Origin of the sequence: Streptomyces sp. NPDC056486, from assembly GCF_042795295.1 — a bacterium.
Taxonomy (GTDB): domain Bacteria; phylum Actinomycetota; class Actinomycetes; order Streptomycetales; family Streptomycetaceae; genus Streptomyces.
In genome coordinates this window covers 1-15,775 of sequence record NZ_JBHTSF010000192.1, presented here as the reverse complement: position 1 = coordinate 15,775, position 15,775 = coordinate 1, and the positions used below count along the sequence as shown (strand labels likewise).

Here is a 15,775-nt window from a genome sequence, read left to right as displayed (position 1 = left end):
TGGGTCCGGAGGACTCGTCGGTCCTCTGGACCGGCCGCTCGTCTCCTGGCCGTCGAGCGACTCCTCCGAGGACCGCTCCGGCTCCCTCGGGGCGGGCAGCGCCACCGTGGCCGCTGCCTCCCGGCGGCGCGACACGGCGCCGCTCACCCGCGCGGCCACCGGCTGCGCGAAGCGTGCGGTCAGCGGGCCGACGATCACGAGGATCAGGACGTACGCCGTGGCCAGCGGGCCGAGTCGCGGCTCGATGCCCGCGGTGACGGCCAGACCCGCGATGACGATGGAGAACTCGCCGCGTGCCACAAGCGCACCGCCCGCCCGCCACCGTCCCTTGACGGAGATTTTGGCGCGGCGGGCAGCCAAGTATCCGGTGGCGATCTTCGTGCACGCCGTCACGACGGCGAGCAGGAGCGCGGGAAGGAGCACCGGCGGAATGCTCGCGGGATCCGTGTGCAGGCCGAAGAAGACGAAGAAGATGGCGGCGAACAGGTCGCGCAGCGGCGCGAGGAGGCTGTGCGCCCCCTCGGCGGCCTCGCCGGACAGGGCGATACCGACCAGGAACGCCCCCACGGCGGCGGAGACCTGGAGCTGCTGCGCGATGCCCGCGACCAGGATGGTCAGACCGAGGACGACGAGGAGCAGCTTCTCGGGGTCGTCGCTCGACACGAAGCGGGAGATCACGCGGCCGTAGCGCACGGCGAGGAACAGGACGAGACCGGCGGCCCCGAGTGCGATGCCCAGGGTGAGGCCACCCGCGGCCCAGCCGACACCGGCCAGCAGGGCGGTGATGATGGGCAGATACACCGCCATGGCCAGGTCTTCGAGGACCAGGATGCTGAGGATGACGGGCGTCTCGCGGTTGCCCAGGCGGCCCAGGTCGCCCAGAACCTTCGCGATGACCCCGGACGACGAGATCCAGGTGACACCCGCGAGGACCACGGCCGCCACCGGACCCCACCCCATGAGCAGTGCCGCGATCGCGCCCGGCACGGCGTTGAGCCCCATGTCGACGAGGCCGGCCGGGTACTGGGTCTTGAGGTTGCTGACCAGATCGCTCGCGGTGTATTCGAGCCCCAGCATGAGGAGCAGCATGATGACGCCGATCTCGGCGCCGATCGCGACGAACTCCTCACTGGCGCCGAGCGGCAGCAGACCGCCCTCGCCGAACGCGAGCCCGGCGAGAAGATAGAGGGGGATCGGGGAGAAGCGGAACCGCCCGGCGAACCTGCCGAGCAGCCCGAGCGCGAGAATGATCGCGCCGAATTCGATCAGAAGGACTGCGGAGTGCATCGAATCACTCCCGCCCGAGTATCGCGGCGGCGCTCTCCACACCCTCGCGGGTGCCGATCACGATGAGCGTGTCCCCACCGGCGAGGCGGAAGGCGGGCGTGGGCGAAGGAATGGCTTCGGCCCTGCGAAGGACCGCGACGATGGAGGCGCCGGTCTCGGTCCGCATCTGGGTCTCGCCGAGCACCCGCCCGTTCCAGTGCGAGGAGCCGGAGACTTCGATGCGTTCGGCGACGAGGCCGAGGTCGGTGGTGTGCAGGAGGTTCGGGCTGTGGTGCGAGGGCATCAGCGCGTCGATCAGCGCGTCCGCCTCGCCGGAACTCAGCCGCAGCGAGAGGGCGCACTCGTCGGGGTCGTCGGCGCGGTAGGCGCTGAGGGTGCGCGCGCCGTCCCGGTGCGCGACGACCGAGATCTGGCGCTGTTCTCGGGTGGTCAGGTCGTACCTGATGCCGATGCCTGGGAGTGGCGTCTGGCTGAGACGTGAAGCGGACACAGCTCTTCCCCTAGTTGCTGATTGGCTGATGGGCGTCAATACGGCGTTAAGGTCACCCTATCGGCCCGTTCTTTGCCTGAACTTGGTGGTAGAGGTGCTCCGCCGGGATCAGAGTTGACGTTCCGCCAGTACCGTCTCGACGGAATCGGCTTCCGTGGGCGACTTGTCCTCGCGGTAGCGGACGACGCGGGCGAAGCGGAGTGTGACGCCGGCCGGGTAGCGGGTGGACGTCTGCAGCCCGTCGTAGGCGATCTCGACGACGAGCTCCGGACGTACGGTCACCAGGAAGCCGTCGTCGCTGACGGTGAGCTCGCGCAGCCGCTCGGTCTGCCAGGCGAGCATCACATCGGTCATGCCCTTGAAGGTCTTCCCGAGCATGGCGTACGTCCCGTCGGAGCGCCGGGCCCCCAGGTGGAGGTTGGAGAGCTTGCCGGTGCGCCGCCCGTGTCCCCACTCGGCGGCCAGGACCACGAGGTCCAAGGTGTGCACGGGCTTGATCTTCAGCCAGCTCGCCCCGCGGCGACCGGCGATGTAGGGCGCGTCCAGGGCCTTGAGCACGACACCTTCATGGCCGCGGCGCAGTGTGTCGGCGAAGAACTCCTCGGCGGCGCGGAGCTGCTCCTTGTCGGCGGGGTCGGTGACGACGGTGCGCCGCACCCGCATCGGCTCGGGGACGAGCCGCGCCAGGTGGCTGTGCCGCTCGGCGAACGGCAGGTCGAGGAGATCCTGCCCTCCGGCGTACAGGACATCGAAGAAGACGGGAGCGACGGGGAGCCCGGCGGCGGCGGTGGCGACATCCACCCGGGATCCGACGCGCCCCGCGATCTCCTGGAAGGGGCGGGGTCTGCCGTCGTCGTCGAGCGCGATGACCTCACCGTCGAGAATGAAGGTCTCAGCCGCCAATTCGCTTGCTGCGGCGGTCAGTTCGGGCAGTCGGTCGGTGATGTCGTCGAGGGTACGGGTGTAGACGCGGACCTCGTCCCCGTCGCGGTGCACCTGGACGCGGATGCCGTCCAGCTTCTCCTCGACGGCGCACGGCCCGCCCAGTTTGCCGACGCCCTCGGTGACGGAGCCCGCGCCGTGCGCGAGCATCGGGAGTACGGGGCGGCCGACGCTGAGCCGGAACTCGTCCAGGGCGCTCGGCCCCCGCGCGAGGAGGGCCTCGGCGACGGGGGTCACCGCCCCCGCCAGCATCACCGCACGCCGCACGGCGGCCGGTGGGGCCTCCGTGGCCCGGGCTAGGCCCTCCACGGCGATGGCATCGAGGGCGCCCTGCCGGACCTCGCCGGTGAGCAGCCCGACGAGGAACCGCTGCTCCTCGACGGTGGCCGCACCCATCAACTCCCCTACGAGCTGCCTGCGTTCGGCCTGGGAGCCCTGGCCGGAGAGGGCGCCGACGGCGGTGAGTGCGGCGTCCGTGGCCTGGACGGTGAGGGTGGGCTCGACGGCGGCCGGGGGCGGATCCTTCAGGAGACTCCACCCGATACCCAGCCTCCCCTGGGGGAGCCGGCCCGCGAGGTAGGGGATGACGATGGGGGCGTCGGCGGGGGTGGCCGAGCGGAAGAGGTCGGCGAGGAGGGTGATCTTCTGGGAGCGGGCGGGGGTGGTGGCCACGGTGGCGGACACGTGGGCCAGGCGGGCTAGGAGCATGAGGTTTCCTTTCCCCGTTCCCGCCCCTTCGTGGCTGCTCTATTAGCGGCTTCCCCGCGCAGGGGCTTCCCCGCGGGCTCCACCCCTCGAACGCCGGAGTGGCGCAGGTCACAGAATTCGGCCCGCGTGTCGCGTAATGAAACCCCCCGTCGGCGACTCGTACAGGCACGGAAGAAAGCAGAGCGAGCAGCGGCAGCTGCGGCAGAAGAGGAGTCCGATCATGGCCGTCACCCTTGAGCAGCCCGCCCGTGCTCGCCTGATCACCCCCGAAGGGCGGGAGCGCGCGCTCCCCGTGACCCTGCGCTATGCGTCGGCCGACCCCCTGGCCGTCCAGATCACCTTCCCGTCCGAGGCCTCCCTCGACGGTGCGGAGGTCACCTGGATCTTCGCCCGCCAGCTCCTCGAAGAAGGTCTCCGCAACCCCGTGGGCAGCGGTGACGTGCACATCTGGCCCTGCGGGCGGGCGCGCACGGTTCTTGAGTTCCACGCGCCGCAGGGTCTCGCCCTCGTGCAGTTCGACAGATCCGTCCTGCGGAGATTCCTGCTCCGTGCGTACGCCGTCGTGGGCGTGGGGCGTGAGGAGGTGGGGCTCGATCTGGATCAGGACCTCGCCCGCCTGCTCGGCGGCGTCTGAGCATCCTGAGCGTGACACGCGGACGCACTCGCCTGCACGATATTAGGTTAGGCTGCCCTAACTTGATCGTGGTGAGCGGCTTCCGGCTGCTCAGGGGAGGGGAGTCCGATGGGTCATGGCTGGGAGGGAGCGGTCCTCAAGCTGTTCCGCGGCAAGGACTTCGAGTTCACCGTCACCGGGGCCGAGGACGTCACCGAGCACTACCGGCGCCTGCACCTCACGGACGGCGGCATGCTCGCGCTGACCGGAGTGCATCCGACGATGTGGGTGCGCCTGTGGTTCGACCGGGCGGACGGCAGGCATCATCAGCGCGCGTACACCCTGGTGGACCCCGATCCCGCCGCCGGGACGTTCAGCCTCGAATTCGCCCTGCACGACGGCCGCGCGAGCGACTGGGCGCGCAAGGCCGGTCCGGGGGACAAGATCGAGGCCACCCTGCAGGGCACCGGCTTCGACGTGCCCGATCCGCTGCCCGCACGGCTTGTGGTGATCGGGGACACCGCAGCGTTCCCGGCCGTCACCTCGCTCCTGAACGCCATGCCCGACGTACCGGCGACGCTCTGGCTGGAGACGCAGCACGCCTCGGACCACGATCTCGGCCTGAGCCTCGACCCGGCCCTGCACGATCTGCACCGGGTGGAGCGACGTGCCGCGGGCGGCCACCTCGTCGACGAGGTCAGAGCGGCGCTGCCCGCGCTGATCGAGGACTCCGCCGACGTGTACGTATGGATCACCTGCGACACGACGACGACCCGGGCCCTCGCCTCGTACGTCCGCAAGGAGCTTTCGATCCCGAGGCACCGCGTGCACGCGCTCGGCTACTGGCGCCCCGAGAAGCGGTAGGCGCGGGCCGCCCGCCGCGCCCGCCGCCGGATCACCACCACCGCACCGGCCACCAGGGCCGCCGAACCCGCGGCGACGAGAAGGATCGCGGTCCAGTCCGAGCCGTCGGCCTCGACCGAACGGACGGCGAGCTCGGCAGCGGGAGCAGGACCTCGCACCGTGCCCGCCTTCTCGCTCTCGGGGACCAGCGAACCCACCGGCCTGACGTGACCCGCGGCCTTGAACCCCCAGTCGAGGAGCGACCTGGTCTCCTCGTACACGCGGTATCCGCCGCTCGCCTGAGGATTCATCACCGACACGACGAGGGTGCGGCCGCCGCGCTGCGCCGCGCTGATGAGGGTGTTGCCCGCGTGGCTCGTGTAGCCGTTCTTGATGCCGAGCAGGCCGGGGTAGCCGGCCACGCCGTCGGCTCCGGTGAGCAGGCGGTTGGTGTTCTGGATGGGGTAGGACCAGCCGCCGTTCGGGAACTTGGCGACCGAGGTCGAGCAGTAGCGGGCGAACTCCGGATCCGCGAGCCCCGCCCGGCCGAAGACCGCGAGGTCGTACGCCGATGAGACCTGCCCCGGCGCGTCGTAACCGTCGGGAGAGACCACATGCGTGTCGCGTGCGCCCAGCGCGCGGGCCTTGGCGCGCATCTGGCGGACGGTCTGCTGCCAGCCGCCGTTGAGTTTGGCGAGCACGTGCACGGCGTCGTTGCCGGAGCTGAGGAACACGCCGCGCCACAGATCGGCGATGCGGTAGCTGTGCCCCGCCTCGACCCCCACCAGGCTGCTGCCGTCACCGATGCCGGAGAGGTCGCTCTGGGTGACCTTGTGCCGGGAGACGGCATCCAGATGCGGCAGCGCGGTGAGGGCGAAGAGCGACTTCAGGGTGGAGGCGGGCGGCAGTTGGCGGTGCGCGTTGTGGGCGGCGAGGACTTCGCCCGAACGGGCGTCGGCCACCAGCCAGGAGAGCGCGGAGACGTCGCCCGGCACGGCCGGGGCACCGGCGCCAGGACGGGCCTGGACGCCCTGCCGGTCGAGGAGGTCCGAGGAGTACGCGGGGCCCGGCTTGGGCGGCGTGGGCTCGGCCGCCGCGGCCGAGAAGGGCGTGGGCAGGAGGACCAGGGCGGCGACCGCGAGGGCCGTGGTGCGGACGGATGAGGAGCGCGGGAGGTACCTGATGACCATTCAGCCACGGTATGAGCGCGGCCCGAAGCCCGCAGGTCAGCTTGGTCCGGCTGGATGTACCGGTGGCCGCCGACCGTGTCCGCGTGCGCTCTTCCCGAACCCGCCGTCCCCGCCCACACTGCTGAGCAAGGGCGGCGGAGGAGGCTCTGATGACCACTCGACGGGGGCAGAGGCAGGGGCGAGGTAGGGCGGGGCGGAAGCGGCGCAGGACGACCTGGAAGCCGGTGGCGGTGTGCGGCGCTGCGCTGCTCCTGCAGCTGATGCTGATCTGGCCGGTCCTTCGGCCCTACGTGGCAGGGGCGTTGGTCCTCGGCGTCCTGGGGTCCGTGGCGTGGTGGCTGTGGCACACGGACCGCGCGGTACGCGGCCGCGATCGGGCCTGGCGGCGGGAGGACGCGGTACGGGCGGGGCATCGGACGCTCGCCGAGGTGGACGTGATGACCGGCACCGCGTTCGAGGAGCTGGTCGCCGCACTCTGTCGAAGGGACGGGTGTACGGAAGTACGCCGAGTGGGCGGTGCGGGGGACAACGGAGCCGATGTGGTCGGGCGGCTCCCGGACGGCCGGAGCATGATCATCCAGTGCAAGCGGTACGCACCGAGCCGCACCGTCGCCAGCCGTGACCTGCGCGATCTCCTGGGATCCCGCGTGCACTTCGGGGCGGACGTGGCGATCTGCGTGACGACCGCGCGGTTCAGCCGCCCCGCCCAGACCTTCGCGGCCGGGAACGGCATCGGCACCGTGCACCGCGACCACGTGGGCCTGTGGAACAGCGGGGCCGCGCTGGAGTCGCTGCTCGGCGTCAGCGGCGCGGGCCAGGGGGACAACCGGCATCGGGTGCGCTGGAAGAAGACGTACGGATAGGCGTGGATGAACGACATCGAGCGGGTCCTGGGGCGTCCGCCCCGCGCGTGCGCCGCGTGGGTGAATCGGACGCGGTCGCCTTCGCGGGACGCCGCCGCTCAGCCGCGCGGCCGGACGTGGAGGTCGGGGCCGCTCGTCCCCAGCGCCTCCACGCCCGCCAGCAGCCGCATGTCGTGGTCGTAATCGCCGCCGACGAGCGACCGGAACGGCACAGGATCATCCGTGAAGAGCCCGTCGAGCCGACGCGCGTACGCCTGCTCGGCCGCCGCGAACCGATCCTCCGGCAGGTCGTTCGAGTCGTACACCACGAAGGGTTCGAGCGGCGCCATGCCGGTGAACCAGAACAGTCCGTGCTGCACGGGGTACAGGACATCCGCGATGCGGCCGTGGATGCCCCGGTCGGTGAACGAAGACTCCCGGGCGCCGACCGTCACCGACACCAGGGCGCGCCGTCCCGCCAAGGCGCCCTCGCTGTAGGGCGGCGGGAGAGCGGGGCCGTAGCCGAACCCGGCGGTGAACACCCGGTCGATCCAGCCCTTCAGGATCGCGGGCGCCGAGAACCACCACATCGGGAACTGCAGGATCACCGCGTCCGCCCAGCGCACCTTCTCCTGCTCCGCCGCGATGTCGGGGGAGAGGCGCTGCGCCAGCGTGTCCCGCTCGGAGGCGGCCATCACGTGCAGTCGCCGGTCCGCGGTGTGGCCGGGGAAGTCGTCGGCGTCCACCGTCGCCTTCCACTTCATCGCGTAGAGGTCGGAGACCTGTACCTCGTGTCCGGCCGCGCGCAGCTCCTCCACGGCGAAGGCGGCCAGCGATGCGTTGAGCGAACGGGATTCCGGATGGGCGCTTACGACGAGGATCTTCTTCTGGTGGTTCATGACGCCACGTTCTCCCGGGCCGGGGAGGGTAGCCAGAACCCTGTTCAACCGTCGGAACGGCAATCCTGGTACTGGCGGGGCCACGCATAATTGACCCCATGGAAGGCACGGACCAATCGACGCACACCGACGGGATCGGCGGCGGTCTCGGCGAGCGGATCGGCGACACCCGGCGGGCACTCGGCGGTTTTCTGCGCGCCCGCCGGGGGCGCGTCGCGCCGGAGCACGTCGGGATCGCCGGCGGCCGTCGCCGTCGCGTGCGCGGGCTGCGCCGCGAGGAGTTGGCCCAGCTCGCCGGGATCAGCGTGGACTACTACGTACGCCTCGAACAGGGCCGCGCCACCCAGCCGTCCCCCGAGGTGCTCGACGCGCTCGCCGGGGCGCTCGGCCTCGACGCGGCGGAGCGCGGGCACCTGGCGACCCTGGTCGCCGCCCGGCGCGATCCCGCGCCCACGGCCCGGGTCAGCCCTCTGCTGCGGCGGATCCTGGACTCCATGGCCGACTTCCCGGCCTTCGCGACGGACCACCGCCTCGACGTGGTGGCCTGGAACACCATCGGCGCCGAGCTGATGGGCGGTCTGGGTGAACCGCGGCGCCGCGACCGGAACAACGCGAGGTTCCTCTTCCTCGACCCCGCCTCACGCGCTGTGTTCCCCGAGTGGGAGGACAGGGCGGCGGAGGCCGTGGGTCAGCTGCGGGTGGCGGCGGGGCGTTATCCCGAGGACGCGGATCTTGCGGCGCTCATCGCCGAACTGGCCGCGCACAGCGCCGAGTTCCGGAGAATCTGGGACAGCGGCGAGGTCGTGATGTGCGCGGCGGGCCGCAAGCAGCTGCGGCACCCGGCGGCCGGGCAGCTGACCCTGGACTTCGAGACCTTGCACGTGCCGGCCGCGCCCGGTGAGACGGGGCTCGTGGTGCACGTGTTCAGCGCCGTGGAGGGCAGCGCGGAGGCTGTCGCCCTCGCGGGTCTGGCCCAGGGCCTGACCTAGGACTCGGCCAGCAGGTCGTCCAGTTCCGCCGCGAAGAGAAGAGCCGGGTCGAAACCCATTCCGCCGAAGTGGCCCGAGAGCTCCAGGTGGGTGGCGAACGCTGACGCGGTGCTGTCCGGGGCGAGGGCCGTGGAGGCGTCGAGCAGCGTCGTCATGATCTCGTTGGAGATGCCGGTGATGTCCTCGGGTGCGTGGTAGCCGGGGACGGGGGTGCCGTAGATGAGGAAGTACCGCTGCGGGTCTTCCAGTGCCCAGTCGCGCACTACGTGCGCCAGTTAGGGCGGAGTCCTCGTGCGCACCGAGGAGACCCACGCCGGAGAGCAGGTCGAGGCGGACGTTCCCGCCGCGACCGAGATCCTCAGCGAGGGCCTCGAAGGGTGGCTGAGTGCCCTGAAGACCACGGCGGAAGCCCGCGCAGGCCACCACCAGCACCACTGAACCAGGCACCAGGCCCACGCCTTGCGGGCGGACGACAAAGGCGCGGCACACCGGCGGTTGCCCGGTGCCGCGCCTTGTCGGTGCGCCCGGGTTACTTCGGCAGGTTCGCCTCGATCGCGGCGATGACCTCGGGAGCGTCCGGCTCGGTCTTCGGGCCGAACCGCGCCACCACGTCGCCGTCCGCGTTCGTCAGGAACTTCTCGAAGTTCCAGCGGATGTCGCCGGTGTGTCCCTCGGCGTCCGCCGTGCCCACGAGGTTCTTGTACAGCGCGTGCCGGTCATCGCCGTTCACGTCGACCTTCTCGGTCATCGGGAACGTCACGCCGTACGTCGCCGAGCAGAACTCGGCGATCTCCTCCGACGTACCCGGCTCCTGGCCCATGAACTGGTTGCAGGGCACGCCGAGGACGGTGAAGCCACGGGCCGCGTACTGCTCGTGCAGGCGCTCGAGGCCACCGTACTGCGGGGTGAGACCGCATTTGGAGGCGACATTGACGATCAGGACGGCCTTGCCCAGGTACTGGCCCAGGTCGGCCGAGCCGCCCTGGAGGGCGCCGATCTCTGCATCTTCGTAGACAGACATGATCCGGAGCCTACGCTCCGTCAGCCGCGCGTCGCATCACGCCCACCAGTACACGCAAGACGCCCCCGCCCATCCGGCCGCGGGCGCCCTGCTCATGCCCGCGGCCCGCACCTGACATGTCGATGCGCACCGCGGTTCCACATCACAGAGAGGTGACCACCATGGGCGGCTCGATGCCGTGCTTGCGGGCCAGGGGTTTCCGAAACGTCTCGCTCGCAGTTGGAGTCCAGCGGCATCGTCGCCCCGTGCTTCGAGGCAGGCCACGTGGTGCAGGTCGTACGCGGGCGGGCCCATGTGCGCGGCTTTTACGCGGTCGACTCCTTCAACGTTCCGCCGGACGCGAATGGCGCCCAAGGCCTGAGTCCGGATCACCCCGGCTTGATGCCGGTAGATGGTTCACCCAGAAACGAAGAAGTGCCTTGCGACCTGCGATGACGGGGTTTTTCTAGGACCACATCAGGCACGATCGACAAGACACTTCCGAGATGCGATCTTCCTATGCCGCGGCGACGGTCTCATCCGCGTTCGATGACCCGAACCTGATCGCGTACGGCGGGCTGGAGCCGGTGGTGCGCCTGGCCGAGCGGTGCGGTCTGCCCGCGCTGGTCGGGGAAACGGACCCTAGTACGGCTGAAGGGGTTGGACTATCCGTTGTGTGCTTCGAGCTCGGTCGCCAGCGTCTGTTGGGTGGCCGCCCACGACGCCAAGAGCGCCAAATTGTCAGCGGTCGGTGTGCCCGCGGGTGCGGTGTAGATGTTGAGGTGCAGGCCGGGTTCGGCGGGGAGTTCCAAGGACTCGACGTCCAAGTCGAGCTGGCCCACGGCCGGATGGTGCATACGCTTACGGCCGGACCGGTGCAGCCGCACGTCCTGAGATGCCCACCGCTGCCGAAATAGCTCACTGCACGTTGACAGTTCGCCGACCAGGGCGATCAGCTCCTCGTCGTGCGGATTGCGGCCGGCTTCCATGCGCAGCTTCGCAGCCACGGCACCGGCGACTTGGTCGTAATCGACGAAAAAATCTCTGGCCGCCTCGGGCTTCAGATAGACGAACCGCGCTGTGTTCGCGGGCCGTCGCGAATCGGCCAGCACCGGTGAATACAGCGCGCGAGCGAGTTGATTCATGGCGAGCACGTCATAACGGCCGTTACCGATCCAGGCCGGCGCATCGGAGATCGCGTCGAGCACCTGCTGCAGCGTCGAGCGCACCGCCACGGCAGGCCTGCGCCGGCGTGGGCCGCTGGGCGCCCTCGATTGGCGCGCGAGGTGGAACAGGTGGTCGCGCTCGGCCTCGTCGAGTTGCAGGGCAGAGGCCAACGCGTCGAGCACTCCGTCGGAGGCACCGGCGAGGCTGCCGCGCTCCATGCGCACGTAGTAGTCGACCGATACCCCCGCGAGCAGCGCGACCTCCTCGCGGCGCAGACCTTTGACCCGACGGTTGCCGCCGTAAGCGGGCAGGCCCGCCTGCTCGGGTGCGATGCGGGCGCGACGCGAGCTGAGAAATTCCCGGATCTCGGTGCGTGGATCCATCGTGGCCATCCCCCTACCCTAGGCCCGTTCAGCCGTACTGGTCAGTGGCCCATGACAGGGGGGGTACCCGTTGCAGTCGTCGCGGTGCCGCCATCTACCGGGATGATGGCGCCCGTGAGGTAGGACCCAGCCCGGCTGGCGAGAAACACGGCGGCACCCGCCATGTCGTCGTCGCGGCCGAGCCGGCGCAGTGGGGCCGCCGCCGCGATCGTGTCGCCGATGGCATCGAGCGTGGCCCCCATCATCTGCGACGGGAAGACTCCCGGTGCTACCGCGTTCACCGTGACGTGCTGTGGGCCCAGCTCCCGGGCAAGCACTCTGGTGAGCTGATGGAGAGCCGCTTTGCTGCTGGCGTACGAGTAGGTGGGCGCCTGGGCGACGTGGATGGCGGCGATACTGCCGATGTTGATGATCCGTGCCGGATCATCGGCGGTTCCCGCCCTGCGAAGTGCGGGAAGCAGTGCCTGCACCAGCCAGAACGGCGACTTGAGGTTGAGGTCGAGCACCGCATCCCAGGCCTCGTCCGGGAACGTCTCCAGCGGCTCGCTACGCATCGCTCCCGCGTTGTTGACGAGGATGTCCAGGCGTTCCGAGTCGGCCATGACAAGATCAGCGAGGCGCTGGCACTCGTCGTGCCTGGACAGGTCGGCGGGAATTGCTTGGACGTCGCCGAATTCGGATAGCAGCTGCTGTGCCTCCGCGCACGTGTCCGCATTGCGTGAGCTGATGACGACGCGGGCGCCCGCCTGGAGAAGGCCGCGCGCAATCATCATCCCAATGCCCTTGGTGCCGCCAGTGACAAGTGCGGACTTCCCACTCAGATCGAAAAGTTCTGTGTGAGTGGTGAATTGGTTGTCCGTCATTGGTATCTGTTCCGTTCCTTCTGTCGTGTCGGAATGCGCCGACACGGTCACGCATTCGGGGCAGCAGCTGAATTGAGCTGATGGAGGACCCACGCCAGGTTGACAGGCGTTGTGCACATCGGGGAGACCCTGGTGATACAGGTACTGTCAGAACCCCCCTTTCCTGGTGCGCTGAGTCCGGATCCACCGGCTTGATGCCGGTGGATGGTTCACCCAGAAACGAAGAAGTGCCTTGCGGCCTGCGATGACGGGGTTTTTCTAGGACCACATCAGGCACGATCGACAAGGCACTTCCGAGATGCAAAGTTCCCGTGCCGCGGCGGCGGTCTCATCCGCGTTCGATGATCCGAACCTGATCGCGTACGGCGGGCTGGAGCCGGCTGGAGCCGGTGGTGCGGCTGGCCGAGCGGTGCGGTCTGCCCAAGCTGGCCGGCGAGCACGTCCGGCTGCCCGACTCGAAGGACGGCATCGGCGCCTTCCCTGCGGCGAAACTGATGTCGCTGGTGGGCGGCATGGCCGCGGGCGCCGACAGCATCGACGACATGGACCGGCGGCGGCACGGTGCGATGGGCCGCCTGTTCTCCGGAGTGCGGGCCCCGTCCACGCTGGGGTCGCTCCTGCGCTCCTCCACCCACGGGCATGTGAAGCAACTGCACGCCGTGGCCCGCCGGTTCCTGCACGAACTGGCCCGTCACACCCCGCTGCTGCCCGGCGCGGACCAGGCCGCCTACGTGGACATCGACGACACCATCCGCTGATTCGGTGCCTGCGCTCAGAGGCCCCGCCCATCACTCCGGTGCCGTCCGGTTCAGGCGGCCGTAGGCGACCAGCTCGACCGTCACGGCCACCGCTATCGCCTGGACCGCCATGAGGGCGATCAGGACGAACAGCTGGACCGCGCCCGCGAGGACGGGGGATGCGCCGCCCAGGAGCATGCCGACGAAGGCTCCGGGCAGCGTGACAAGGCCCACCGTGCGGGTCTGGTCCAGGCCGGGCAGCAGGGCGTCCGACGCGGCGGGGCGGATCAGCTCCAGGCGGGCGTCCCGTTCGAGCAGGCCGATGGCCAGGCCCGCCTCGAACTCGCCCTTGCGGGAATGGAGCTCGTCGAGAGCCCGGCGTCCGCCGAGCACCGTCGCCGTCAGCGCGCCGCCGATCAGGATGCCGGTCACGGGGATCATGGCGATGCCGCGCACCGGAAGGAGCCCGGCCAGGGTCAGGCAGGCCACCACGGGTACGACGGGGCCCGCGATCGGCAGCGCCGCCCACCACCAGCTGCCGTTGGCGGTGATGCGGCGCCCCGCGGTGCGCGCGGCGACCGCGAACATCAGGAGCAGGAAGGCGAAGAGCGCCACGATGTGGTGGATCACCCAGCCGATGACCAGGGACACCACACCCAGCTGCGCGGCCGCCCGCACCCCGGCCACGAGGATCTCCCGCGCCTTGCCGTACGAGCCGTCGGGGGAGAGGCGGAACACGGCGGCTGTCGTGGCAGCGGCGAGGAGTAGCACGAGGAGCGCCACCCCGAGTGTCGCGTTGACCGGTAGCAGAGCCTGAGCGGCGAGATCGCGCACGCGTTCACCCTAGAGCGGCGCAGGGCAAGGCAGAACCCGGTTAGCCCGAGGGCGGAACCGATGATCGGAACTCGGTGTCCGGGGTCGTCGCCGACGGGCCCGGTCTGTGAGGATTACGGGAAGAACAGGCGATGCCGGACGAGCAAGTGACGCCGGAAGAAAGAAGGGCTGACCTCATGGCGCAGCAGGTACAGGGCGTGATCGCGCGCGCGAAGGGCGAGCCGGTACGGATCGAGACGATCGTCGTGCCGGACCCGGGGCCCGGGGAAGCCGTGGTGAAGGTGCAGGCCTGCGGGGTCTGTCATACCGACCTGCACTACCGCGAGGGCGGCATCAACGACGAGTTCCCCTTCCTTCTCGGCCATGAGGCGGCGGGCATCGTCGAGTCGGTCGGCGACGGTGTCACGGAGGTCGCCCCCGGCGACTACGTGATCCTCAACTGGCGTGCGGTGTGCGGCCAGTGCCGCGCGTGCAAGCGTGGCCGCCCCCAGTACTGCTTCGACACGCACAACGCCAAGCAGAAGATGACGCTCACGGACGGCACCGAGCTCTCGCCCGCGCTCGGCATCGGCGCCTTCGCGGAGAAGACCCTCGTCGCCGCCGGGCAGTGCACCAAGGTCGACCCGGCCGCGTCGCCCGCGGCGGCGGGACTCCTCGGCTGCGGAGTCATGGCCGGTATCGGCGCCGCCATCAACACCGGCAACGTCGGCCGCGGCGACTCGGTCGCCGTCATCGGCTGCGGCGGCGTCGGCAACGCGGCGGTAGTGGGCGCGCGGCTCGCCGGAGCCGCGAAGGTCATCGCCGTGGACATCGACGACGCGAAGCTTCAGACGGCCAAGAGCCTCGGCGCCACGCACACCGTCAACTCCCGTGCGGCGGACCCGATCGAGGCGATCCGCGAGCTGACCGACGGCAACGGGGCCGACGTCGTCATCGAGGCGGTCGGCCGCCCGGAGACGTACGAACAGGCCTTCTACGCACGCGACCTGGCGGGCACGGTCGTCCTGGTCGGCGTGCCGACACCCGAGATGCGCATCGATCTGCCGCTCCTCGACGTCTTCGGGCGCGGCGGCGCGCTCAAGTCGAGCTGGTACGGGGACTGTCTGCCCTCACGCGATTTCCCGATGCTCATCGACCTCTACCAGCAGGGGCGGCTCGACCTGGACGCGTTCGTCACGGAGACGATCGCCCTTGCGGACGTGGAGAAGGCGTTCGAGCGGATGCACCACGGGGATGTCCTGCGTTCGGTGGTGGTCTTCTGATGGCGGCGCGCATCGACCACCTGGTCACCTCGGGCACGTTCTCCCTCGACGGAGGCACCTGGGACGTCGACAACAACGTATGGATCGTGGGGGACGACAGCGAGGTCGTCGTCATCGACGCCGCGCACGACGCGGACGCCATCGCGGCCGTGGTCGGGGAGCGCCGGGTCGTCGCGATCGTGTGCACGCACGCCCACGACGACCACATCGACGCGGCCCCCGCACTCGCGGCCCGCACCGGCGCGCCGATCCTGCTGCACCCCGCCGACGCGGAGCTGTGGAAGCAGACCCACCCCGACCGTGCCCCCGACGGCGAGCTGTCCGACGGGCAGGAACTCACCGTGGCGGGAGTGGAGTTGAAGGTGCTGCACACCCCGGGCCACTGCCTGGGTGCCGTCAGCCTCCACGCGCCCGCCCTGGGCACGGTCTTCACCGGCGACACGCTCTTCGCCGGCGGCCCTGGAGCGACAGGCAGGTCGTTCAGTGACTTCCCGACGATCGTCGACTCAATCAGGGACCGGCTCCTGACGCTGCCCCCGGAGACGGTGGTGCGGACCGGACACGGCGAGAGCACGACGGTGGGCGCGGAGGCGCCGCACCTGGAGGAGTGGATCGCCCGCGGACACTGACCGCGAAAACTGACGTAAGCGACATCAGCAGATGTGAGCGACATCAACTGACGTACGTGGCCGGGGTCCTGCCCGGCGTACGCGAAAGGCCCCGCGT

General features: G+C 70.2%; 16 protein-coding genes and 2 pseudogenes. 8 read left to right on the top strand and 10 right to left on the bottom strand.

Features of this window, described 5'->3' with window-relative positions; translation table 11 throughout:
* From ACFQ7F_RS40515 to ACFQ7F_RS40505, 3 genes are all read right to left on the bottom strand, one after another.
* Positions 1–1,287, bottom strand: a 1,287-nt coding sequence (locus tag ACFQ7F_RS40515) for a cation:proton antiporter (protein WP_383282677.1), incomplete at its 3' end; no start/stop codon positions are given.
* Between the two features lie 4 nt (positions 1,288–1,291).
* Positions 1,292–1,777, bottom strand: a complete 486-nt coding sequence (locus tag ACFQ7F_RS40510; RefSeq protein ID WP_383282674.1) for a cation:proton antiporter regulatory subunit — start codon at positions 1,775–1,777, stop codon at positions 1,292–1,294.
* 108 nt (positions 1,778–1,885) lie between these two features.
* Entirely contained in the window at positions 1,886–3,427 is a 1,542-nt protein-coding gene (locus tag ACFQ7F_RS40505; protein ID WP_383282672.1) for an ATP-dependent DNA ligase, read from the bottom strand.
* Positions 3,428–3,647: 220 nt separating this feature from the next.
* Here ACFQ7F_RS40505 and ACFQ7F_RS40500 point away from each other — a divergent pair, with 220 nt between their 5' ends.
* Both ACFQ7F_RS40500 and ACFQ7F_RS40495 read left to right on the top strand, forming a co-directional pair.
* Positions 3,648–4,061, top strand: a complete 414-nt coding sequence (locus ACFQ7F_RS40500; RefSeq protein WP_383282669.1) for an SsgA family sporulation/cell division regulator — start codon at positions 3,648–3,650, stop codon at positions 4,059–4,061.
* A 108-nt stretch (positions 4,062–4,169) separates the two neighbouring features.
* Complete coding sequence (locus ACFQ7F_RS40495; protein WP_383282666.1) at positions 4,170–4,904, top strand: siderophore-interacting protein; 735 nt, start codon at positions 4,170–4,172, stop codon at positions 4,902–4,904.
* Here ACFQ7F_RS40495 and ACFQ7F_RS40490 read toward each other — a convergent pair.
* Positions 4,880–6,073 carry a D-alanyl-D-alanine carboxypeptidase family protein gene (locus ACFQ7F_RS40490; RefSeq protein ID WP_383282663.1) on the bottom strand — a complete coding sequence of 398 codons (1,194 nt, stop codon included), beginning with the start codon at positions 6,071–6,073 and terminating at the stop codon, positions 4,880–4,882. The two genes, ACFQ7F_RS40495 and ACFQ7F_RS40490, sit on opposite strands and share 25 nt — an antisense overlap.
* 149 nt (positions 6,074–6,222) lie before the next feature.
* Here ACFQ7F_RS40490 and ACFQ7F_RS40485 point away from each other — a divergent pair, with 149 nt between their 5' ends.
* Positions 6,223–6,936, top strand: coding sequence for a restriction endonuclease (locus ACFQ7F_RS40485; protein WP_383282661.1), 714 nt, complete (start codon positions 6,223–6,225; stop codon positions 6,934–6,936).
* A gap of 98 nt (positions 6,937–7,034) precedes the next feature.
* Here the strand turns inward: ACFQ7F_RS40485 and ACFQ7F_RS40480 are convergent, their stop codons facing one another.
* Complete coding sequence (locus tag ACFQ7F_RS40480; protein ID WP_383282658.1) at positions 7,035–7,814, bottom strand: NAD(P)H-dependent oxidoreductase; 780 nt, start codon at positions 7,812–7,814, stop codon at positions 7,035–7,037.
* 98 nt (positions 7,815–7,912) lie between these two features.
* Between ACFQ7F_RS40480 and ACFQ7F_RS40475 the strand changes: the two genes are divergently transcribed.
* Positions 7,913–8,803 (top strand): helix-turn-helix domain-containing protein, encoded by an 891-nt coding sequence (locus tag ACFQ7F_RS40475; RefSeq protein ID WP_383282655.1) that lies wholly within the window; start codon positions 7,913–7,915, stop codon positions 8,801–8,803.
* Here ACFQ7F_RS40475 and ACFQ7F_RS40470 read toward each other — a convergent pair.
* Positions 8,800–9,078 (bottom strand): annotated as a pseudogene (locus ACFQ7F_RS40470) (TetR-like C-terminal domain-containing protein); the annotation flags it as partial. The gene ACFQ7F_RS40475 and the pseudogene ACFQ7F_RS40470 sit on opposite strands and share 4 nt — an antisense overlap.
* Positions 9,079–9,082: 4 nt before the next feature.
* On the opposite strand from ACFQ7F_RS40470, the pseudogene ACFQ7F_RS40465 reads away from it, so the two are divergent.
* Positions 9,083–9,241: pseudogene (locus ACFQ7F_RS40465) on the top strand (polyketide cyclase /reductase); the annotation flags it as partial.
* Positions 9,242–9,332: 91 nt separating this feature from the next.
* Here the strand turns inward: ACFQ7F_RS40465 and ACFQ7F_RS40460 are convergent.
* The 3 genes from ACFQ7F_RS40460 to ACFQ7F_RS40450 all read right to left on the bottom strand — a co-directional run bounded on the left by ACFQ7F_RS40460 (position 9,333) and on the right by ACFQ7F_RS40450 (position 12,216).
* A complete protein-coding gene (locus ACFQ7F_RS40460; protein WP_383282652.1) occupies positions 9,333–9,824 on the bottom strand; it encodes a glutathione peroxidase in 492 nt (163 codons plus the stop codon).
* 644 nt (positions 9,825–10,468) lie between these two features.
* Positions 10,469–11,362 (bottom strand): helix-turn-helix transcriptional regulator, encoded by an 894-nt coding sequence (locus tag ACFQ7F_RS40455; protein ID WP_383282649.1) that lies wholly within the window; start codon positions 11,360–11,362, stop codon positions 10,469–10,471.
* A gap of 32 nt (positions 11,363–11,394) precedes the next feature.
* The gene (locus tag ACFQ7F_RS40450) at positions 11,395–12,216 is read right to left on the bottom strand and encodes an SDR family oxidoreductase (RefSeq protein ID WP_383282646.1); all 822 of its coding nucleotides are present in this window, start codon (positions 12,214–12,216) and stop codon (positions 11,395–11,397) included.
* A gap of 392 nt (positions 12,217–12,608) precedes the next feature.
* Here ACFQ7F_RS40450 and ACFQ7F_RS40445 point away from each other — a divergent pair, with 392 nt between their 5' ends.
* Entirely contained in the window at positions 12,609–12,974 is a 366-nt protein-coding gene (locus ACFQ7F_RS40445) for a hypothetical protein (protein WP_383282644.1), read from the top strand.
* Positions 12,975–13,004: 30 nt separating this feature from the next.
* Here the strand turns inward: ACFQ7F_RS40445 and ACFQ7F_RS40440 are convergent, their stop codons facing one another.
* Entirely contained in the window at positions 13,005–13,787 is a 783-nt protein-coding gene (locus tag ACFQ7F_RS40440; protein ID WP_383282641.1) for an ABC transporter permease, read from the bottom strand.
* Positions 13,788–13,963: 176 nt separating this feature from the next.
* Between ACFQ7F_RS40440 and ACFQ7F_RS40435 the strand changes: the two genes are divergently transcribed.
* Both ACFQ7F_RS40435 and ACFQ7F_RS40430 read left to right on the top strand, forming a co-directional pair.
* The gene (locus ACFQ7F_RS40435) at positions 13,964–15,049 is read left to right on the top strand and encodes an S-(hydroxymethyl)mycothiol dehydrogenase (protein WP_383282638.1); all 1,086 of its coding nucleotides are present in this window, start codon (positions 13,964–13,966) and stop codon (positions 15,047–15,049) included.
* Entirely contained in the window at positions 15,049–15,678 is a 630-nt protein-coding gene (locus ACFQ7F_RS40430) for an MBL fold metallo-hydrolase (protein WP_383282635.1), read from the top strand. The genes ACFQ7F_RS40435 and ACFQ7F_RS40430 overlap by 1 nt, the downstream gene beginning before the upstream one ends.
* Positions 15,679–15,775: the final 97 nt, after the last annotated feature.